17 protein-coding genes and 5 tRNA genes are annotated in these 20,330 nt (G+C 37.0%); 4 read left to right on the top strand and 18 right to left on the bottom strand.

From position 1 onward, the window contains the following. Nucleotides 1-366 precede the first annotated feature (366 nt). Together Q0983_RS09835 and Q0983_RS09830 are read left to right on the top strand one after the other, a co-directional pair. Nucleotides 367-1,635 carry a DUF819 family protein gene (locus tag Q0983_RS09835; protein WP_299552093.1) on the top strand — a complete coding sequence of 423 codons (1,269 nt, stop codon included), beginning with the start codon at nucleotides 367-369 and terminating at the stop codon, nucleotides 1,633-1,635. Between the two features lie 143 nt (nucleotides 1,636-1,778). Beyond that, nucleotides 1,779-2,486: a DUF4369 domain-containing protein gene (locus Q0983_RS09830; RefSeq protein WP_299552090.1), complete on the top strand. Its 708-nt coding sequence runs from the start codon at nucleotides 1,779-1,781 to the stop codon at nucleotides 2,484-2,486. Between the two features lie 162 nt (nucleotides 2,487-2,648). Here Q0983_RS09830 and Q0983_RS09825 read toward each other — a convergent pair. From Q0983_RS09825 to idi, 4 genes are all read right to left on the bottom strand, one after another. Further along, nucleotides 2,649-2,722: transfer RNA gene (locus Q0983_RS09825), tRNA-Thr, on the bottom strand. A 57-nt stretch (nucleotides 2,723-2,779) separates the two neighbouring features. Beyond that, a complete protein-coding gene (locus Q0983_RS09820) occupies nucleotides 2,780-3,049 on the bottom strand; it encodes a hypothetical protein (protein WP_299552087.1) in 270 nt (89 codons plus the stop codon). Between the two features lie 53 nt (nucleotides 3,050-3,102). Further along, complete coding sequence (locus Q0983_RS09815; protein ID WP_299552085.1) at nucleotides 3,103-3,513, bottom strand: 6-carboxytetrahydropterin synthase; 411 nt, start codon at nucleotides 3,511-3,513, stop codon at nucleotides 3,103-3,105. After that, complete coding sequence (gene idi, locus Q0983_RS09810; protein ID WP_299552170.1) at nucleotides 3,510-4,034, bottom strand: isopentenyl-diphosphate Delta-isomerase; 525 nt, start codon at nucleotides 4,032-4,034, stop codon at nucleotides 3,510-3,512. The genes Q0983_RS09815 and idi overlap by 4 nt, the downstream gene beginning before the upstream one ends. A 215-nt stretch (nucleotides 4,035-4,249) precedes the next feature. Here idi and Q0983_RS09805 point away from each other — a divergent pair, with 215 nt between their 5' ends. Beyond that, nucleotides 4,250-5,839 (top strand): peptide chain release factor 3, encoded by a 1,590-nt coding sequence (locus Q0983_RS09805; protein WP_299552082.1) that lies wholly within the window; start codon nucleotides 4,250-4,252, stop codon nucleotides 5,837-5,839. 111 nt (nucleotides 5,840-5,950) lie between these two features. Next, nucleotides 5,951-6,184 carry a (4Fe-4S)-binding protein gene (locus Q0983_RS09800; protein ID WP_299552079.1) on the top strand — a complete coding sequence of 78 codons (234 nt, stop codon included), beginning with the start codon at nucleotides 5,951-5,953 and terminating at the stop codon, nucleotides 6,182-6,184. A 374-nt stretch (nucleotides 6,185-6,558) separates the two neighbouring features. Here the strand turns inward: Q0983_RS09800 and Q0983_RS09795 are convergent, their stop codons facing one another. From Q0983_RS09795 to Q0983_RS09730, 14 genes are all read right to left on the bottom strand, one after another. Then, entirely contained in the window at nucleotides 6,559-6,876 is a 318-nt protein-coding gene (locus Q0983_RS09795) for a DUF3467 domain-containing protein (protein WP_299552076.1), read from the bottom strand. Nucleotides 6,877-6,971: 95 nt separating this feature from the next. Further along, complete coding sequence (rpoC, locus tag Q0983_RS09790) at nucleotides 6,972-11,273, bottom strand: DNA-directed RNA polymerase subunit beta' (protein WP_299552073.1); 4,302 nt, start codon at nucleotides 11,271-11,273, stop codon at nucleotides 6,972-6,974. A gap of 31 nt (nucleotides 11,274-11,304) precedes the next feature. Beyond that, on the bottom strand, nucleotides 11,305-15,117 hold the full coding sequence (gene rpoB / locus Q0983_RS09785) for a DNA-directed RNA polymerase subunit beta (protein ID WP_299552070.1): 3,813 nt from the start codon (nucleotides 15,115-15,117) through the stop codon (nucleotides 11,305-11,307). A gap of 128 nt (nucleotides 15,118-15,245) precedes the next feature. After that, on the bottom strand, nucleotides 15,246-15,626 hold the full coding sequence (gene rplL / locus Q0983_RS09780) for a 50S ribosomal protein L7/L12 (RefSeq protein WP_299552067.1): 381 nt from the start codon (nucleotides 15,624-15,626) through the stop codon (nucleotides 15,246-15,248). A 64-nt stretch (nucleotides 15,627-15,690) separates the two neighbouring features. After that, nucleotides 15,691-16,212 (bottom strand): 50S ribosomal protein L10, encoded by a 522-nt coding sequence (gene rplJ, locus Q0983_RS09775; RefSeq protein ID WP_299552064.1) that lies wholly within the window; start codon nucleotides 16,210-16,212, stop codon nucleotides 15,691-15,693. Nucleotides 16,213-16,236: 24 nt separating this feature from the next. Further along, the gene (rplA, locus tag Q0983_RS09770) at nucleotides 16,237-16,926 is read right to left on the bottom strand and encodes a 50S ribosomal protein L1 (RefSeq protein ID WP_299552061.1); all 690 of its coding nucleotides are present in this window, start codon (nucleotides 16,924-16,926) and stop codon (nucleotides 16,237-16,239) included. Between the two features lie 18 nt (nucleotides 16,927-16,944). Continuing rightward, entirely contained in the window at nucleotides 16,945-17,382 is a 438-nt protein-coding gene (rplK, locus tag Q0983_RS09765; RefSeq protein ID WP_299552058.1) for a 50S ribosomal protein L11, read from the bottom strand. Between the two features lie 76 nt (nucleotides 17,383-17,458). After that, a complete protein-coding gene (nusG, locus tag Q0983_RS09760; RefSeq protein WP_299552055.1) occupies nucleotides 17,459-18,013 on the bottom strand; it encodes a transcription termination/antitermination protein NusG in 555 nt (184 codons plus the stop codon). A 9-nt stretch (nucleotides 18,014-18,022) separates the two neighbouring features. Continuing rightward, entirely contained in the window at nucleotides 18,023-18,217 is a 195-nt protein-coding gene (gene secE / locus Q0983_RS09755; RefSeq protein ID WP_299552052.1) for a preprotein translocase subunit SecE, read from the bottom strand. A gap of 80 nt (nucleotides 18,218-18,297) precedes the next feature. After that, nucleotides 18,298-18,370, bottom strand: a tRNA-Trp gene (locus Q0983_RS09750). A 63-nt stretch (nucleotides 18,371-18,433) separates the two neighbouring features. Next, nucleotides 18,434-19,621, bottom strand: a complete 1,188-nt coding sequence (gene tuf / locus Q0983_RS09745; protein ID WP_299552049.1) for an elongation factor Tu — start codon at nucleotides 19,619-19,621, stop codon at nucleotides 18,434-18,436. 64 nt (nucleotides 19,622-19,685) lie between these two features. Continuing rightward, nucleotides 19,686-19,757: transfer RNA gene (locus Q0983_RS09740), tRNA-Thr, on the bottom strand. Nucleotides 19,758-19,853: 96 nt separating this feature from the next. Next, nucleotides 19,854-19,926: transfer RNA gene (locus Q0983_RS09735), tRNA-Gly, on the bottom strand. 91 nt (nucleotides 19,927-20,017) lie between these two features. Continuing rightward, nucleotides 20,018-20,100 (bottom strand) — tRNA-Tyr (locus tag Q0983_RS09730). Between the last annotated feature and the right edge of the window lie 230 nt (nucleotides 20,101-20,330).

The following is a 20,330-nucleotide window of genomic DNA, read 5'->3' as shown; positions in this document are numbered from 1 at the left end:
TGTTATTTAGTACACTTCAAAAGTAAAATTATATTTCAATTGAAACGATAAAAAACATAAATAATCGATGAAATACACATAATTTTAACATTTATAGATGAAATTAAGATATTTATCGATGAAATGTATCATTAGATTTCGTATTTAAAACATTATAAATAAAAAAAAGCATCTAAAAACAGATGCTTTTTTTACTAACTAACCAACCAAAAATATGAATTACAATTACTAAGTTTAAAGTAACCACTCAATAAACTTTTTAATAATTGAATATATTTATTATATCACAATCATCGTGCCAAACTACAAAATCGCTTGCTTTTATTTTATTTATATTGCAGCGATTTAATCTAAAATTATTATTGCATGGAGCACTCACCAATATTTACAGATGATACTATAGTATTTGGCCTATTAATGTTAATGCTGGCTTTAGTATTTTACACATCTTCAAAGAAAACCGGATTTTGGGCCAAGTTTTACGGCATTATTCCTGCACTTTTAATGTGTTATCTGTTACCGGCGGTATTAAATTCTATCGGACTGATTTCTCCGGAGACTTCCAAAGTTTATGATATCTCTAAAAACTATTTATTGCCTGCAGCCATCGTATTAATGACCCTTAGCTTAGACCTTAAATCTGTTTTCAACCTGGGTCCTAAAGCATTAATCATGTTTTTTACGGGAACTATTGGGATTATTATTGGTGGGCCGCTGGCCATTCTTTTAGTCTCCATTTTTAGTCCTGAAACCGTTGGAGGTGCGGGACCCGATGCTGTTTGGAGGGGGTTATCCACCGTAGCGGGAAGTTGGATCGGTGGCGGCGCAAACCAGACAGCTATGTATGAAATTTTCAAATATAATCCGCAAAAATTTGGAGCTATGATCCTGGTGGATATTGTGGTGGCTCAAATATGGATGGCGTTTTTACTTTTTGGAATAGGCAAAAAACATAAAATAGATCGTTGGCTTAAAGCCGATAATACGGCTATCGAAGCATTAAAACAAAAAGTAATTAATTACGAAAAAAGTGTGATGAAGATTCCCAACCTAACCGATTATATTATCATGTTAGGGATTGCCTTTATAACCGTTGGGGTTTCACATTTAGGTTCAAACAATATTTCAAAATTCTTAACAACAAACTTTGATGTTTTCAATGATAAAACCTCTGCTTTAGCGTCCTTTACTTCTACGTTCTTCTGGATGATAACCATTGCAACGGTCATTGGAATTATACTCTCTTTTACAAAAGCCAAAAGATATGAAGGCGCCGGAGCCAGTAAAATTGGTAGTATCTTCATATATATATTAGTGGCGAGTATTGGTATGAAAATGGATTTAGCTTCCGTTTTTGAAAACCCGGGATTACTGATTGTAGGGCTTATTTGGATGGCCATTCATGTCATACTATTAATAATTGTTGCTAAAATCATTAAGGCGCCTTATTTCTTTTTAGCCGTTGGCAGTAAAGCTAATGTTGGAGGTGCTGCATCAGCGCCGGTTGTTGCGGCCGCTTTTCATCCTTCATTAGCAACCGTTGGGGTTTTACTGGCTGTGGTTGGGTACGCCATCGGAACGTTTTCTGCCTTATTTTGTGCCAGCCTTATGGAATTAGTATCTCCTTCCTTATAACTTTTAAATAATATTTTAAGATATTTGCGCTCAAACAAAATTTCTAAATGAAACCGCCATGGTTAAAATAATCTTTAGATTAAGAAAGATTATTTTAATTATATAAGGTTACATGTGCCCATTGAAAAAAATAAAATAAACACATGAAAAAAATCGCATTCTTCGTTATAGCACTTGTTATTATTTCTTGCGGAAAAGAAAAACACGATCTTGTTGTTAAAACACATGTTAAAGGGTTAAAAAAGGGTATTGTTTACCTTAAAAAAGCTGTAGACACCAATTTGGTTACTGTTGATTCTGTCATTGTGAACGGAAATCCTCAATTTGAATTATATAGTGCCCTTGAATCTCCTGAAGTTTTCTATTTATACCTGGACAAAAACAGTAAAGAAGAAGACAGGATTACATTTTTTGCGGACAAAGGTATCACAGAAATAAACACCACGCTTAAAAATTTTGCCTTTGATGCTAAAATCAATGGAAGCGAACAACAGAAAGTGTTAGAAGAATATTTAACCGTTATTTCAAAATTAAACAACAAAGATCTGGATCTGATAAAGGAGAATTTTGAAGCTCAAAAAGAAGGGGATACTGCCAAATTAAATGCTATTCAAAAGCATTATAATAACTCGCTCAGGCGCAAATATCTGTTCACCGTGAACTTTGCAATTAACAATAAAGACAGTGAGGTGGCTCCTTATCTGGCCTTAACCGAGATTTACAATGCCCAACTTAACTTTTTAGACACTATAAATAAGTCGCTTACCCCTAAAGTAAAAGCCTCTAAATATGGTAAAGCTTTAGAGGAGTTTATTCAGAAAATAGAAGCGCAGGAAGGGCAACCTGAATAAAAAATTTTAACATAAGCAAAACGCCTTTCATTTCTGAAAGGCGTTTTTTTATCTCAGAGCCGATAGAGGGACTTCCTTCGTCCGCGCTCAGGATAAACTTCTCGTCCCAAAATCCCAACATAAAACAAAAACGCCCATGAAGGCGTTTTTTTATTCTCTCTGAGCCGATAGAGGGACTCGAACCCACGACCTGCTGATTACAAATCAGCTGCTCTAGCCAGCTGAGCTATATCGGCATTTTTACGGGTGCAAATATAAAAGCAAAATTATAATTTGTAACTACTCAGTTAAAATTATTTTAGCTTATTAACTTTATCAATCAGGGCGTTTGCTTTTGCTTCTAATTCAGTATTAATTGCCTTAAAATGAGCTTTGGAGTCATCAACGTCTTTCGCGTTAACTTTGGCAATTAAATCATCAAAAGTTTCGATAACTTCATCAATAATAGCTTGACTTTTTTTGGTGTCTTTATCGGTGTTTTCTAATTCCCAATCACATACTGCTCCAATAACATCTCCTAATACATTATTGATGTCTTTTTTAAGATTTTTTACACTTGCCATAATAAAGAATTTTAAGTTTAAATAAATATATAATAGGTAATAATTCCATAAAATTAATTACCGGAATAGGTTACAAAGTTTCTCGGTGTTTCAAAAAGGGTGATTTCAAGGTCTAAATGCGGTTTGATTCTGGGTCTCATTTTATTATAAATTACCACGGAAATATTTTCAGCTGTTGGGTTTAAATCTTTAAACTCAGGCACCTCAATATTTAAGTTTTTATGATCGAAAGCATCCTCAACTTCTTCTTTCATGATCTCCTTTAAGGTTTTAATATCAATTACATAACCCGTTTCCTGATCAATCTCACCGGTAACACTCACTATTAACTCATAATTATGCCCGTGAAAATTAGGATTGCTACATTTATCAAAAACCAACTGGTTCTTATCATCACTCCAATCTTTCCGGTATAGTCTGTGCGCGGCATTAAAATGTCCTTTTCTACTAACTGTTACTCTCATAAGGCCACATTTATATATTCGTAGAATTTATCAAAAATCACTTTAAACCACTCAGTATATATGTGTGGGTTTAAGTTAATATCAACTTTTACAGCCTCTAACGGCATCCATTTCCACCCGGCTACTTCGTCTTTATTTATGGATGGTTCGCCTTCATATTTCCCTAATAGCACATGATCATATTCATGCTCGGTTAAACCGTTATCAAAAGGTGCTTTATAGATGAAAGAAATAGATTCTTCCAATTCAGTAACAAAGCCCATTTCTTCCTGTAAACGGCGTTTTCCCGCTTCAATATTAGTTTCTCCATCACGCTGATGGCTACAGCATGTATTGGTCCAAAGCCCTGGAGAATGATATTTATCCATAGCCCGTTGCTGTAGCATTAATTCGTTTTTATCATTAAAAATAAAGACTGAAAATGCACGGTGCAGCACCGCCTTTTCATGAGCTTCCATTTTAGGCATTAAGCCAATCTGCTCATCTTTTTCATTTACAAGAATTACTTTTTCTTCTTCCATAATAGTCAACTGCCTCAAAATACTAGTTAACACGGTATCCCTTTGAATTTAATTTTTGACTTTAAACCTCTTTCAGAATACCAAATCCCGCTTAGTGGGTAAACAAAAATACCAGTTTCATATCAATAAATACAATCTAATACAGAAAAACTAAAATTGGGGATTATGAAATCGTAAATTATGGAGTATCTTTGCAGCCATTCAAGAATATCAACATGAGCTTTTTAAAAGAAATTGAACGCAGACGAACCTTCGGAATCATCTCTCACCCGGATGCCGGTAAAACCACTTTAACGGAAAAGTTATTACTTTTTGGTGGGGCTATTCAAGAGGCCGGTGCGGTAAAAAGTAATAAAATTAAGAAAGGTGCCACCAGTGATTTTATGGAGATTGAACGCCAGCGCGGTATTTCTGTGGCCACATCGGTTTTGGCCTTTGAATACAATGCCATTAAAATTAATATTCTTGATACCCCGGGTCATAAAGACTTTGCCGAAGATACGTTTAGAACCCTGACTGCTGTTGATAGTGTGATTGTAGTTATTGATGTTGCCAAAGGTGTTGAGGAACAAACGGAAAAACTGGTGGAAGTTTGTAGAATGCGCAACATCCCCATGATTGTATTCATCAATAAACTGGACAGAGAAGGTAAGGACGCTTTTGATCTGCTTGATGAAGTGGAACAAAAACTTGGACTGAAAGTAACCCCGTTGAGTTTCCCCATTGGTATGGGTTACGAGTTTAAGGGGATCTATAATATTTGGGAAAAGAATATCAATTTATTTAGCGGAGACAGTAGAAAAGACATTGAAGAAACTATTGAAATCTCTGATTTGGCATCATCTGAATTAGATAGTTTGGTTGGAGAAAATGCCGCCAATACTTTAAGAGATGAAATTGAATTGGTGGAAGGTATTTACCCGGAATTTGATAAAGAAGTTTACCGAAATGGTGATTTACAACCTGTATTTTTTGGCTCGGCTTTAAACAACTTTGGTGTAAGAGAATTACTGGATTGTTTTGTAGAAATAGCTCCTAAACCTAGGCCTAAGCAAAGTGATACGCGCCTGGTAAATCCGGAGGAAGACAAATTTACAGGTTTTGTTTTTAAAATTCATGCCAATATGGATCCTAACCACAGGAACCGGTTGGCATTTGTGAAAATTGTATCGGGAGAGTTTAAACGCAATACACCTTACTTACACGTAAGACATAATAAAAAGCTAAAATTTTCAAGTCCAAATGCCTTTTTTGCCGAAAAAAAAGAAATAGTAGACATTTCATATCCGGGTGATATTGTAGGTTTACAGGATACAGGAAGTTTTAAAATTGGTGATACACTTACGGAAGGTGAAACTTTACAATACAAAGGGATCCCTAGTTTTTCACCAGAGCATTTCAGATATATTAATAATGCTGATCCGTTAAAATCCAAGCAATTAGCTAAAGGCATTGACCAGCTAATGGATGAAGGTGTGGCCCAATTATTTACCCTGGAGTTGAACGGAAGAAAGGTTATTGGTACGGTAGGTGCTTTACAATATGAAGTTATTCAATACAGGCTGGAACATGAATACGGTGCTAAATGTACGTATGAAAACCTGAACGTTTCAAAAGCATGCTGGGTGGACCCTGAAGATGAAAAAAATGATGAGTTTAAGGAATTTATGCAAGTAAAGCAACGTTTTCTTGCCAAAGACAAGCAAAATCAATTGGTATTCTTAGCAGATTCATTGTTTTCTCTGCAGATGACACAGCAAAAATACCCAAGTATTAAGTTCCATTTTACTTCTGAATTCGATTAAATCAAACATGCATTTCATCGAATAATTGTTAAAAATTTTGTTTTTTATCGATGTTTTTATACATTTAGTCGATTTAATTTAGTTAATCAACCCCAAATTAATGACCTACTTATGGAAATTGAAGCTAACCAATTCAGTAATAAAGATATTACTGTAACCTACGATCCGTGTAAATGTATTTTATCCGGAATCTGCGCTAAAGAACTGTCTGAAGTATTCAGCAATTCCATCATTCCCTGGGTGAATTTAGACAATACGGAGACTAAAAGAATCATTGAACAAGTAAAAAGATGTCCTTCGGGCGCCTTAAATTATTTTAAAAACAGTAGTATGCAAGCCTCTTAGAATACGAGTTTCTTAAAAAAGCCTTGAACTTTTAAAAGTTCAAGGCTTTTTTTATTCTATGCTTGTCCTGTAGGCCCAAAATTCAAAGGTATTGGAGGCTGCTCATTAAAAAATTTCGAGCAACACTAGATAAAACATTTTTCAGATTACTTTCTTACTAATTATCAAGCCTGACCTGTTGGCCCAAAATTTAAAGGTATAGGTGGTTGCTCAGTGAAAAATTTCGAGCAACACTCCACAAAACATTTTTCAGATTTTCTTACTAATTATCAAGCCTGACCTGTTGGCCCAAAATTTAAAAGTATAGGCGGTTGCTCAGTGAAAAATTTCGAGCAACACTCCACAAAACATTTTTCAGATTTTCTTACTAATTATCAAGCCTGACCTGTTGGCCCAAAATTCAGAGGTATAGGCGGTTGCTCGTAATCTTTAATTTCACCATGAGCGCTTTCAAATCTGTTTATATTATCGGCCAGTGCTTTTAATAATCGTTTGGCATGCTGTGGCGTTAATATAATTCTGGACTTCACCTTATTTTTTGGAACCCCGGGCATAATATTTACAAAATCAACAACAAACTCTGATACGGAATGGTTAATAATAGCCAGGTTGGAATAAGTTCCTTCAGCTACTTTTTCATCTAACTCAATATTTATCTGTCCTTGTTTTGGTTTATCTTTTTCGTCTGCCATAATTTTTTAATGTTTTATTAAATTAAAAAGCCTTCAAGTTAATCACATGAAGGCTTTTGTTTTATAGATTCCCGCCTTCGCGGGAATGCCAAATATTAGTTGTAATTTAACTCTTGCTTTACTTGCATCATTTCGTCAAACTCTTCTTTAGAACCTACAATGATATCAGAATAATTTCTCATACCTGTACCCGCCGGAATTCTGTGACCAACAATTACATTTTCTTTAAGTCCTTCCAAAGTATCCACTTTACCTGCTACAGCTGCTTCGTTAAGAACCTTAGTAGTTTCCTGGAACGATGCCGCAGAGATAAACGATTTAGTTTGAAGCGATGCCCTGGTAATACCTTGTAATATTGGCGTAGCTGTTGCCGGTTTGGCATCTCTGGCCTCAACAAGTTTCTTATCTTCTCTTCTCAAAATAGAGTTTTCATCTCTTAATTCACGTGGTGTTACTATCTGACCCGCTTTAAGGTTAGTAGAATCACCAGCTTCTTCAATTACTTTCATTCCGAAGATATCATCATTTTCTTTAATGAAATCTGCTTTATGAACTAATTGGTCTTCCAAGAAGATTGTATCACCGGAATCAATGATTCTTACTTTACGCATCATCTGTCTAACAACAACTTCGAAGTGCTTATCATTAATCTTCACACCTTGTAAACGGTAAACTTCCTGTACTTCGTTTACCAAGTATTGCTGTACAGCTGAAGGGCCTTTGATATTCAAGATATCGTTAGGCGTTACAGAACCATCCGATAATGGCATACCCGCTTTTACATAATCGTTTTCCTGAACAAGAATTTGATTAGATAATTTAACCAGGTATTTCTTGATTTCACCTGTCTTAGATTCTACGATGATCTCACGGTTACCACGCTTGATCTTGCCAAAAGAAACAACACCGTCAATCTCACTAACTACTGCCGGGTTAGATGGGTTACGAGCCTCGAACAACTCGGTAACACGAGGTAAACCACCGGTAATATCACCAGCTTTGGCAGACTTACGTGGTATTTTCACCAACACCTTACCTACACTGATTTTCTCTCCATCATCTATCATTAAGTGTGCTCCAACCGGTAAGTTGTATGAACGAATAGTTTCACCCTTACCATCCTCAATATGGATTGTTGGAATTAACTTTTTGTTTCTGGACTCAGAAATTACTTTTTCCTGGAATCCGGTTTGCTCATCAATTTCTACCTGATATGTAACACCCTGCTCGATGTTTTCGTATTTAATTTTTCCGGCAAATTCCGAAATAATAACACCGTTATAAGGATCCCAGGTACAAACTACATCATCTTTGCTAAGTTTTTGTCCGTTCTTGATCATTAAATTAGATCCGTAAGGAATATTATTAGTACTTAATGTAATTCCTGTTTTCTCATCAACTAATTTAATTTCAGACGTACGAGAGATAACAATATCAACCTGGTTACCTTCGCTATCCTCTCCCTTAACAGTCTTTAAATCTTCTATTTCAGCAATACCATCAAATTTAACAGCAAGCTTATTATCTTCAGAAATGTTACCTGCAATACCTCCTACGTGGAATGTACGAAGTGTTAGCTGCGTACCGGGCTCACCAATGGACTGTGCCGCAACCACACCAACAGCTTCTCCACGTTGTACCATTTTACCGGTAGCTAAGTTACGTCCGTAACATTTAGCACAAATACCCTGTAAAGCTTCACAGGTTAGGGCTGAACGTACTTCAATACTTTCTATTGGAGAATCTTCTATGGCCTTAGCAATATTATCTTCAATCAGTTGACCAGCAGATACCAATAGTTCATCGGTTAACGGATCATGTACATCATTTAGAGATACACGGCCAACGATTCTTTCTTCTAAAGTCTCAACAACTTCATCATTTTTCTTTAATGGCTCAACTTCAACACCTCTTAATGTACCACAATCTTCAATATTAATGATAACATCCTGAGAGACATCAACTAAACGGCGCGTTAAGTAACCCGCATCTGCTGTTTTAAGTGCGGTATCTGCAAGACCTTTACGGGCACCGTGCGTAGAGATAAAATATTCTAAAATTGAAAGTCCCTCTTTAAAGTTAGAAAGAATCGGGTTTTCAATAATCTCACCACCACCGGCATTCGATTTTTTAGGTTTCGCCATTAATCCACGCATACCTGTAAGCTGACGAATCTGTTCTTTAGATCCACGAGCTCCGGAATCAAGCATCATAAATACCGAGTTAAACCCTTGCTGATCCTCTCGGATACGCTTCATGGATAACTCCGTTAACTGTGCGTTTGTAGAAGTCCAGATATCAATAACTTTATTATATCTTTCATTGTTGGTAATAAGTCCCATATTATAGTTCCCTATAGCAACATCAACTTCCTTATTGGCAGCAGCTATCATATCATGCTTCTCTTGTGGAATAATGATATCTCCCAAACTGAAAGATAAACCTCCCTGGAAAGCGAAATTAAATCCTAAAGTTCTGATTTCATCCAAGAATTCAGCTGTTTCGGGAACAGATGTTACTTTAAGGATGTTCCCGATAATATCTCTTAACGATTTTTTAGTTAATACCTGATTAATGTATCCGGCAGCCTGAGGCACTTTTTGATTGAAAAGTACACGTCCAACAGTAGTTTCAACAATCATTGGTGCCAACTTACCGTCTTCATTAATATCTATAGTTCTTACCTTAATACCGGCATTAAGATCTACTTTCTTCTCATTAAAAGCGATTTCAACTTCTTCAGGTGAATAGAAAGTCAATCCTTCTCCTTTAATTTCCAATTCAGGAGTAGACTTGCGTTCTTTGGTCATATAATAAAGACCAAGAACCATATCTTGTGATGGTACTGTTACCGGAGATCCGTTAGCAGGGTTTAAGATATTATGAGATGCCAACATCAATAACTGACATTCTAAAATAGCTTCCGGTCCTAATGGTAAGTGTACCGCCATTTGGTCACCGTCAAAATCCGCGTTAAATGCCGTACACACTAACGGGTGTAACTGGATTGCTTTCCCCTCAATTAACTTTGGCTGGAATGCCTGAATACCCAAACGGTGTAATGTAGGAGCACGGTTTAGCAATACCGGATGCCCTTTAAGAACATTTTCCAGGATATCCCAAACCACAGGCTCTCTTTTATCTATAATTTTCTTTGCAGATTTTACAGTTTTTACAATACCTCTTTCAATTAATTTTCTAATAACGAAAGGCTTGTAAAGCTCTGCTGCCATATTTTTTGGCAATCCACATTCGTATAATTTTAATTCAGGACCAACAACAATTACCGAACGTGCCGAATAATCAACACGTTTACCAAGTAAGTTTTGACGGAAACGCCCTTGCTTACCTTTTAAGGAGTCCGATAACGATTTTAATGGTCTGTTAGAATCTGTTTTTACTGCAGACGATTTACGTGTGTTATCAAATAACGAATCGACCGATTCCTGTAACATACGCTTTTCATTACGTAAAATCACCTCAGGCGCTTTAATTTCAACCAAACGCTTTAAACGATTATTTCTGATGATAACTCTTCGGTATAAATCATTTAAATCTGATGTTGCAAAACGACCTCCATCTAATGGTACCAACGGACGTAACTCCGGTGGGATCACAGGAATAACCTTCATGATCATCCATTCCGGACGATTCTCACGATTATTGTTTGATTCACGTAAAGATTCTACAACTTGTAAACGCTTTAAAGCCTCTGTTTTACGTTGTTTAGACGTTTCCGTATTTGCTTTATGGCGCAACTCGTATGATAAAGACTCTAAATCGATTCTTGCTAAAAGTTCAATTAAACACTCAGCTCCCATTTTAGCAATGAACTTTTCCGGATCTGAATCGTCTAAATATTGATTTTCCTGCGGAAGTGCTTCAAGAATATTTAAGTATTCTTCTTCCGTTAAGAAATCCATTTTTTGTAATGGTTCTCCTTCTTCATTCTTAGCACCACCCGGTTGAATTACTACATAGCGCTCGTAGTAAATGATCATATCTAATTTCTTAGACGGCAATCCTAATAAATAGCCTATTTTGTTTGGTAAAGAACGGAAATACCAAATATGAGCTACAGGAACTACTAAGTTAATATGACCTACTCTGTCTCTACGTACTTTTTTCTCAGTAACTTCAACACCACAACGATCACAAACAATGCCTTTATAACGAATACGCTTATATTTACCACAGGCACACTCATAATCCTTTACAGGACCAAAGATACGCTCACAAAATAGCCCATCGCGCTCTGGCTTATGCGTACGGTAATTAATAGTTTCAGGTTTTAAAACTTCACCCCGGGATTCTGCTAAAATAGACTCCGGTGACGCTAAACCAATTGAGATCTTATTAAATCTCTTAACTGTATTTTTATCTTGTTTTCTTGCCATAATATATGGATGAAATAATTTTATTAAATAATTACTCTTCTAATCTGATATCTAATCCTAAACCTTTTAATTCATGCATTAATACATTGAATGATTCCGGTAATCCAGGATCTGGCATTGGCTCACCTTTAACTATACTTTCGTAAGTCTTAGCTCTACCAATAACGTCATCAGATTTTACAGTTAATATTTCACGTAAAGTACTCGATGCTCCATAAGCTTCAAGTGCCCAAACTTCCATTTCACCAAAACGCTGACCACCAAATTGTGCTTTACCACCTAATGGTTGTTGCGTAATTAATGAGTAAGGTCCAATAGAACGTGCATGCATCTTATCATCAACCATGTGTCCTAATTTCAACATGTAGATCACACCAACGGTTGCTGCCTGGTCAAAACGCTCTCCGGTACCTCCATCATATAAGTGTGTATGACCATATTGAGGTACTCCGGCTTCATCAGTCAATTCATTTATTTGCTCTAATGTAGCGCCATCAAAAATAGGCGTTGCAAATTTGCGACCTAATTTCTGACCGGCCCAACCAAGAACCGTTTCATAAATCTGACCAATATTCATACGAGATGGTACCCCAAGTGGATTCAATACAATATCAACCGGTGTTCCATCTTCCAGGAAAGGCATATCTTCCTGACGAACAATACGGGCCACAATACCTTTATTACCGTGACGTCCCGCCATCTTATCACCTACTTTAAGTTTACGTTTCTTAGCGATGTAAACTTTAGCAAGTTTGATGATTCCCGCCGGTAATTCATCTCCAACAGAAATGGTGAACTTCTCACGTCTTAAAGCACCTTGAAGGTCATTCTCTTTAATTTTATAGTTGTGAATTAAATCCGCCACTAATTTGTTGGTATGCTCATCGGTTGTCCATTTACCTGACACTAAGTGTGCATAATCATCAACCGCATTTAACATCTTTAAAGTGAACTTTTTACCTTTTGGTAAAACTTCTTCACCTAAGTCATTAAAAATACCCTGAGCCGTTTTACCATTTACAATAGCGAATAACTTATCTACTAAAATAGCTTTCAAGTCATCAAACTTTCTATCATATTCAGCTTCTAATGCTAAGATATCGTCTTTATCCTGTGCTCTCTTACGCTTGTCTTTTACGGCTCTTGCAAATAATTTTTTATCAATGACCACCCCGTTTAATGATGGCGATGCTTTTAAGGAGGCATCTTTTACATCACCGGCTTTATCACCAAAGATAGCACGTAATAATTTCTCTTCAGGTGTTGGATCTGATTCTCCTTTTGGTGTAATCTTACCTATTAAGATATCACCAGGTTTCACTTCTGCTCCTACACGGATCATTCCATGCTCATCCAAATCTTTAGTCGCTTCTTCAGAAACGTTAGGAATGTCGTTGGTCAACTCTTCGTTACCTAATTTAGTATCCCTAACTTCTAATGAATACTCATCAATATGGATCGATGTAAAAATATCTTCGCGAACTACTTTTTCAGAAATTACAATCGCATCCTCAAAGTTATATCCTTTCCAGGGCATAAAGGCCACTTTCATATTTCTACCAAGTGCCAATTCTCCTTTTTGGGTCGCATAACCTTCACATAAAACCTGACCTTTAGTTACTTTATCACCTTTAACAACAATGGGCTTAAGGTTGATAGAAGTTCCCTGGTTTGTTTTTCTGAATTTAACTAACTCATAAGTTTTAAGATCACTGTCAAAGCTTACTTTAGCTTCATCTTCGGTACGCTCGTAACGAATTCTAATTTCGTTTGAGTCAACATATTCAACAACACCATCGCCTTCTGCATTAACCAGTACTCTGGAATCCGAAGCAACCTGACGTTCTAAACCTGTACCAACAATTGGAGATTCAGGACGTAATAAAGGTACTGCCTGGCGCATCATGTTTGATCCCATCAATGCACGGTTAGCGTCATCATGTTCCAGGAATGGAATTAACGATGCCGAAATAGACGAGATCTGGTTTGGTGCCACATCAGTATAATGAATTGAGGTAGGCTCTGTCACCGGAAAATCACCTTCCATTCTGGCAATTACCTTATCATGTAAAATCTTACCTGCATCATCAACCTGAACAGTTGCCTGGGCAATTAGTTTTTCTTCCTCCTCTTCGGCACTTAAGTAAACCGGATCTCCTTTAATGTCTACAACGCCGTTTTCAACCGGACGGTAAGGTGTTTCAATGAATCCCATGGAGTTCACTTTTGCGTACACTGAAAGCGACGATATTAATCCAATATTCGGTCCCTCAGGCGTTTCAATCGGACAAAGTCTTCCGTAATGGGTATAGTGAACGTCACGAACCTCAAAACCTGCTCTTTCTCTCGACAGACCTCCAGGTCCTAAAGCTGATAAACGACGCTTATGTGTGATCTCCGCTAATGGATTGGTTTGATCCATGAACTGAGATAACTGGTTAGTACCAAAGAACGAATTAATTACAGATGATAAGGTCTTCGCATTAATCAAATCAATCGGTGTAAATACCTCATTGTCACGAACATTCATACGTTCACGAATAGTACGTGCCATACGAGCTAAACCAACACCAAACTGCGACGATAACTGCTCACCAACGGTACGTACACGACGGTTAGATAAGTGATCAATATCATCAATCTCTGCTTTAGAGTTGATAAGCTCAATTAAATATTTTATGATGGTAATGATATCTTCTTTGGTAAGCACCTGCTTATCCATACCAATATCAAGACCTAATTTTTTATTCATTCTGTAACGCCCGACTTCACCTAAAGAGTAACGTTGGTCTGAGAAGAATAATTTATCAATGATACCCCGGGCTGTTTCTTCATCCGGCGGTTCTGCATTACGTAACTGACGGTAAATATGCTCAACCGCTTCTTTTTCAGAATTTGTCGGGTCTTTTTGAAGCGTGTTATGAATAATAGCATAATCACCTTGTTCAGACGTTTCCTTGTGTAAAAGAATAGTCTTCACTTCAGCACCTAAAATATCTTCAATATTTTCTTTATCAAGAACCGTATCACGATCAAGTACAATCTCGTTACGCTCAATAGATACTACTTCTCCGGTATCCTCATCAACAAAATCTTCATGCCATGTGTTAAGTACACGTGCGGCTAATTTTCTTCCTAAATACTTTTTTAATCCCGTTTTTGATACTTTAACTTCTTCAGCTAAATCAAAAATCTCTAAAATATCTTTATCACGCTCAAAGCCTATAGCTCTGAATAGCGTTGTTACAGGTAACTTTTTCTTTCTGTCAATGTAAGCGTACATTACCTGATTGATGTCTGTAGCAAATTCAATCCAAGAGCCTTTGAAAGGAATCACTCTTGCCGAATATAATTTTGTTCCGTTAGCATGGAATGACTGACCAAAGAATACTCCGGGAGAACGGTGTAACTGAGATACCACTACACGTTCCGCACCGTTGATAACAAACGTACCACTTGGCGTCATGTAAGGAATAGTTCCTAAGTACACATCCTGGACAATGGTTTCAAAATCTTCATGTTCAGGGTCTGTACAGTACAACTTTAACCTTGCTTTTAAAGGCACACTGTATGTTAGTCCTCTTTCAATACACTCGTCAATAGCGTACCTTGGTGGATCTATGAAGTAATCTAAGAATTCTAAAACAAATTGATTACGAGAGTCCGTGATTGGAAAGTTTTCCATGAAGGTATTATAAAGGCCTTCGTCACCTCGTTCTTCAGACTTTGTTTCTAATTGGAAAAAATCCTGGAAGGATTTAATTTGAATATCCAGGAAATCCGGATATTCTGTTCTATTTACAATAGACGAGAAATTTAATCTTTCAGCTTGTGTTGACAACATCAATGAACGGAATTTTGATTAAAAAAAATAGTGATAGCGTATGTACTCTTTATATACGCAAAATGGTTTAGGTCTTATCCCGCCTTTGCGGGACAGCCCTAAACCTTTGTGTTTTTAGGATGCTAAGCTTATTTAAGCTCAACCTCAGCTCCAGCCTCTTCTAATGAAGCTTTTAAGCCTTCTGCTTCGTCTTTAGAAACACCTTCTTTAATAGCGCTTGGTGCCTCATCAACTAATCCTTTAGCTTCTTTAAGACCTAAACCGGTAAGTTCTTTAACTAACTTAACTACAGCTAACTTAGATCCACCTGGTGCTTTAAGGATTACATCAAACTCAGTTTTTTCTTCTGCAGCTTCTCCTCCAGCAGCAGCACCGCCACCAGCAGCAACAGCAACAGCTGCAGCAGCAGGCTCGATACCATACTCATCTTTTAATATAGTAGCTAACTCATTAACTTCCTTTACTGTTAAGTTAACTAATTGTTCTGCGAAATCTTTTAAATCTGCCATTTTTCTATCGTTTTAATAAATTTTTAATTTTAATATAATTGTAATAAGTGCGTACTTTTTAATACTATCCTTCTTTTTCAGATAGTGTTTTAATAATACCAGCCAGTTTTCCTCCACCGGATTGAAGTGCAGAAACAACGTTTTTAGCAGGCGATTGTAATAATGTCACAATCTCACCAATCAATTCTTCTCTAGACTTGATATCTACTAACACATCTAACTGCTCGTCACCAATGTAGATAGCTTCCTCAATAAACGCTCCTTTTAATAAAGGTTTCTCTGATTTTTTACGGAAGTTCTTAATTAACTTGGCTGGGGCATTACCGGTTTCCGAATACATCACAGATGTATTTCCTTTTAAAACGGTTGGAAGGTCACCAAAATCTTTTTCAGAGGCTTCCATCGCTTTTTCCAGCAATGTATTTTTAACTACGGCCAATTTTACGTTTGCTTTAAAACAAGCACGACGTAAAGCTGAGGTTGTTCCTGCGTTTAACCCTGAAATATCTGTTAAATAGATATTTGTGTTATTAGCTAATTCGCCAGTTAACTCCTCAATTACTTGTGATTTTTCTTCTCTTGTCATAATAAAAGTTTTTAACTAGGTTAATTAACCAATCTTAGGATCAATAGCAACACTGGGACTCATAGTAGAAGACATAAAAATGCTTTTCACATAAGTTCCTTTTGCCGCAGTTGGCTTAAGTTTTATTAATGTTTGTATTAATTCATTTGCATTACCAGCAATTTTATCAGCACTAAATGATGCTTTACCAATAGCAGCGTGCACAATACCGGTTTTATCAACTTTAAAGTCAATTTTACCAGCCTTTACTTCGCTTACTGCTTTAGCAACATCCATAGTTACCGTACCGGTTTTTGGGTTTGGCATTAAACCGCGAGGCCCTAATACACGTCCTAACGGACCTAATTTCCCCATAACACTTGGCATGGTAATAATAACGTCAACGTCAGTCCATCCCCCTTTGATTTTATCAAGGTATTCCTGTAAACCAACATAATCAGCACCTGCTTCTTTAGCTTCGGCTTCTTTATCCGGCGTTACTAATGCTAATACTTTCATATCTTTACCAGTACCGTGTGGAAGTGATACAACACCTCTTACCATTTGATTTGCTTTTCTGGGATCAACTCCTAAACGTACAGCAAGATCAACGGATGCGTCAAACTTGGTATTGGTAATTTCTTTAATTAATGCTGAAGCTTCATCTAGTGAATAAAGTCTTCCTTTTTCAATTTTCGCTACAGCTTCTTTTTGCTTTTTTGTTAATCTTGCCATCTTTTAATGTTTTAAAGATTAATTAGGGAACTTCCCTGTTACAGTGATTCCCATAGATCTTGCCGTACCAGCAACCATTTTCATAGCAGACTCTACAGTAAATGCATTTAAATCTACCATTTTGTCTTCTGCAATGGTTTTAACCTGATCCCAAGAAACTTTAGCTACTTTTTTACGGTTTGGTTCTCCCGAACCTTTCTTCACCTTGGCCGCTTCTAATAATTGTACTGCAGCTGGAGGCGTTTTAATAACAAAGTCAAAAGACTTGTCTTTATAAACAGAGATAACAACCGGTAATACTTTACCTGCTTTATCCTGGGTTCTGGCATTAAATTGCTTACAGAACTCCATTATGTTAACCCCAGCAGCACCTAGAGCGGGTCCAACCGGTGGCGAAGGATTCGCTGCACCTCCCCTAACTTGTAGCTTAACTACTTTACTTAACTCTTTTGCCATTTTTAATAATTTAATTTGATACGATTCTTTAAAATTGGAAGCAAAAGAACGTATCCTTTATATAGTGTAACAATTATTATACTTTTTCAACTTGCATATAACTTAATTCCAATGGTGTTTTTCTTCCGAAAATCTTAACCATCACTTCAAGCTTACGCTTCTCTTCATTTATTTTTTCGATAGTTCCGTCAAATCCGTTAAACGGCCCATCAATTACTTTAACCGTTTCTCCTTTAGTAAACGGTATCGCAACATTTGCTGTTTCTTCAACAGACAATTCATCAACCTTACCTAACATTCTGTTTACTTCAGATTGTCTTAATGGCACCGGGTCACCGCCTTTTGTTTCACCTAAAAAACCAATCACGTTTGTAACTGATCTGATGATATGCGGAACCTCTCCTGATAAATTGGCCTGAATCATTATATAACCCGGGAAATAAACTTTTTCTTTACTGATCTTTTTCCCGTTTCTTATCTGAATTACTTTTTCCGTTGGTACCAATACCTGGTCAACATAATCCTGTAAACCTAAACGAGCAATTTCATTCTCTATATAGGTTTTGATCTTGTTTTCCTGACCACTTACGGCCCTAACAACGTACCATTTTTTTTCGCTTACTTCAGACATAATATTCTTTTAACTAATTAAATCAAAGTAATAACCAATAACCTTGGCAAAAACTGAATCCACTCCCCATATGGCTAATGAGAAAATAATTGAAAATACAGCTACAAGCACCGTTAAGTTTTGAGCCTCAGCCCAAGTAGGCCAACTTACGTTAGTTTTAAGTTCGTTAAATGATTCCTTTATATAATTTACAAATCCTGCCATTTATAATTCTATTAGCACACTTTGCTTTGACTACGCCAAGTGTAAACTTGTTGAGAGACTAAAGTCTCAAATTCATTTAGCACGGGTTGCGAGACTCGAACTCACGACACCTGGTTTTGGAGACCAGTGCTCTACCAACTGAGCTAAACCCGTAAATATAAGTCAAGGTATTCCGAAAAAACGGAATACCTTAAACTTACACTATATTTAACTGTATTAGTCTAAAATTTCAGTTACCTGACCGGCTCCAACAGTTCTACCACCTTCACGGATAGCAAAACGTAAACCAATATTCATGGCGATTGCTTGGATTAACTCAACAGTAATAGTTAAGTTATCACCAGGCATAACCATCTCAACGCCATCAGGTAAAGCAATGTTACCAGTTACGTCAGTTGTACGTACGTAAAACTGAGGACGGTAGTTGTTGTGGAATGGCGTGTGACGTCCACCTTCTTCTTTCTTAAGGATATAAACCTCAGCTTTAAATTTAGCATGTGGTGTTACAGAACCTGGTTTACAGATTACCATACCTCTTGAGATTTGAGTTTTCTCAATACCTCTTAATAAGATACCTGCGTTATCTCCAGCTTCACCTCTATCCAATATTTGACGGAACATCTCAATACCAGTAATAGTAGAAGTTAACTTCTCAGCACCCATACCAATAATCTCTACAGGATCACCCGTGTTAGCAATACCAGTTTCAATTCTACCGGTTGCTACAGTACCACGACCAGTAATAGAGAATACATCTTCGATTGGCATTAAGAAATCTTTATCAATCTCTCTTAATGGCTCTTCGATCCAAGTATCACAAGCTTCCATTAATTCTAATACGGTATCTACCCATTTTTGCTCACCGTTAAGTGCACCTAAAGCAGAACCAGAAATTACAGGACCGTTATCTCCGTCATACTCGTAGAAGTTTAATAAGTCTCTAACTTCCATATCAACAAGCTCTAAAAGCTCTTCATCGTCAACCATATCAACTTTGTTTAAGAAAACAACGATACGAGGAATACCTACCTGACGACCTAATAAGATGTGCTCACGAGTTTGTGGCATCGGACCATCTGTTGCAGCAACCACTAAGATAGCACCATCCATTTGAGCAGCACCCGTTACCATGTTCTTTACATAATCGGCGTGACCTGGACAGTCTACGTGTGCATAGTGACGGTTAGCTGTCTGATACTCTACGTGAGATGTATTAATTGTAATACCTCTTTCTTTTTCTTCTGGAGCGTTATCGATCTGATCGAAGTCTTTAGCTTCAGATAAACCTGCATCAGCTAATACTTTAGTAATAGCAGCTGTTAAAGTTGTTTTACCGTGATCTACGTGTCCAATAGTACCTATATTTAAATGTGGTTTTGAACGATCAAAAGTTCCTTTTGCCATGTTAAAATAATTTAATCTTAGTTATATAATAATATTAGTGTATTCTAATTCTTTTTTTAAATTGAGCCAACGACGGGATTTGAACCCGTGGCCTCTTCCTTACCAAGGAAACGCTCTACCCCTGAGCTACGCCGGCATTTGGTGCGTTCCAGGTTTTAGCGTTTAAAGTTGCAAGTTTAGCTCAATGAACCTGAAACTTTTACAACTTGAAACCTTAAACCCCAAGTAATTGAGCGGGAGACCGGGTTCGAACCGGCGACATTCAGCTTGGAAGGCTGACGCTCTACCAACTGAGCTACTCCCGCATTTTGATTTTTGATTGACGATTTACAATATTCGATATTCACTTAATGATAAAAATCTACAATCGTAATTCTAAAATCTAAAATTCAATTGTGGGAAGAGCAGGATTCGAACCTGCGAAGGTAAAAACCAACAGATTTACAGTCTGTCCTCGTTGGCCGCTTGAGTATCTTCCCAATTAATTTTACAATATTTTAAAAGAGCCTGTCTTTCTTACGTTTTAGAGCCGATAGAGGGACTCCCTTCGACTACGCTCAGGATGAACTTCTCACCCCAGATTATCCTTGTGTTTACCTTACACTTACCTAATCTCCTGATAACGTTTTTCAAAATTTCAAGAGCCGATAGAGGGACTCGAACCCACGACCTGCTGATTACAAATCAGCTGCTCTAGCCAGCTGAGCTA

The sequence above is a fragment of the Seonamhaeicola sp. genome, assembly GCF_028281565.1.
Lineage (GTDB): Bacteria > Bacteroidota > Bacteroidia > Flavobacteriales > Flavobacteriaceae > Seonamhaeicola.
Note: the sequence above shows the minus strand (reverse complement) of the source record. Positions and strands in the feature narration are given on the sequence as shown.

Excerpts from the sequence above, each read along its gene's own strand:
- tuf (WP_299552049.1), bottom strand. The coding sequence starts at position 19,621 with ATGGCAAAAGGAACTTTTGATCGTTCAAAACCACATTTAAATATAGGT.
- Q0983_RS09800 (WP_299552079.1), top strand. The coding sequence starts at position 5,951 with ATGGAAATTGAAGCTAACCAATTCAGTAATAAAGATATTACTGTAACC.
- rplL (WP_299552067.1), bottom strand. The coding sequence starts at position 15,626 with ATGGCAGATTTAAAAGATTTCGCAGAACAATTAGTTAACTTAACAGTA.
- rpoC (WP_299552073.1), bottom strand. The coding sequence starts at position 11,273 with ATGGCAAGAAAACAAGATAAAAATACAGTTAAGAGATTTAATAAGATC.
- idi (WP_299552170.1), bottom strand. The coding sequence starts at position 4,034 with ATGGAAGAAGAAAAAGTAATTCTTGTAAATGAAAAAGATGAGCAGATT.
- Q0983_RS09835 (WP_299552093.1), top strand. The coding sequence starts at position 367 with ATGGAGCACTCACCAATATTTACAGATGATACTATAGTATTTGGCCTA.
- rplA (WP_299552061.1), bottom strand. The coding sequence starts at position 16,926 with ATGGCAAGATTAACAAAAAAGCAAAAAGAAGCTGTAGCGAAAATTGAA.
- rplJ (WP_299552064.1), bottom strand. The coding sequence starts at position 16,212 with ATGACAAGAGAAGAAAAATCACAAGTAATTGAGGAGTTAACTGGCGAA.
- nusG (WP_299552055.1), bottom strand. The coding sequence starts at position 18,013 with ATGTCTGAAGTAAGCGAAAAAAAATGGTACGTTGTTAGGGCCGTAAGT.
- Q0983_RS09795 (WP_299552076.1), bottom strand. The coding sequence starts at position 6,876 with ATGGCAGACGAAAAAGATAAACCAAAACAAGGACAGATAAATATTGAG.
- rplK (WP_299552058.1), bottom strand. The coding sequence starts at position 17,382 with ATGGCAAAAGAGTTAAGTAAAGTAGTTAAGCTACAAGTTAGGGGAGGT.
- secE (WP_299552052.1), bottom strand. The coding sequence starts at position 18,217 with ATGGCAGGATTTGTAAATTATATAAAGGAATCATTTAACGAACTTAAA.
- rpoB (WP_299552070.1), bottom strand. The coding sequence starts at position 15,117 with ATGTTGTCAACACAAGCTGAAAGATTAAATTTCTCGTCTATTGTAAAT.
- Q0983_RS09820 (WP_299552087.1), bottom strand. The coding sequence starts at position 3,049 with ATGGCAAGTGTAAAAAATCTTAAAAAAGACATCAATAATGTATTAGGA.
- Q0983_RS09830 (WP_299552090.1), top strand. The coding sequence starts at position 1,779 with ATGAAAAAAATCGCATTCTTCGTTATAGCACTTGTTATTATTTCTTGC.
- Q0983_RS09815 (WP_299552085.1), bottom strand. The coding sequence starts at position 3,513 with ATGAGAGTAACAGTTAGTAGAAAAGGACATTTTAATGCCGCGCACAGA.
- Q0983_RS09805 (WP_299552082.1), top strand. The coding sequence starts at position 4,250 with ATGAGCTTTTTAAAAGAAATTGAACGCAGACGAACCTTCGGAATCATC.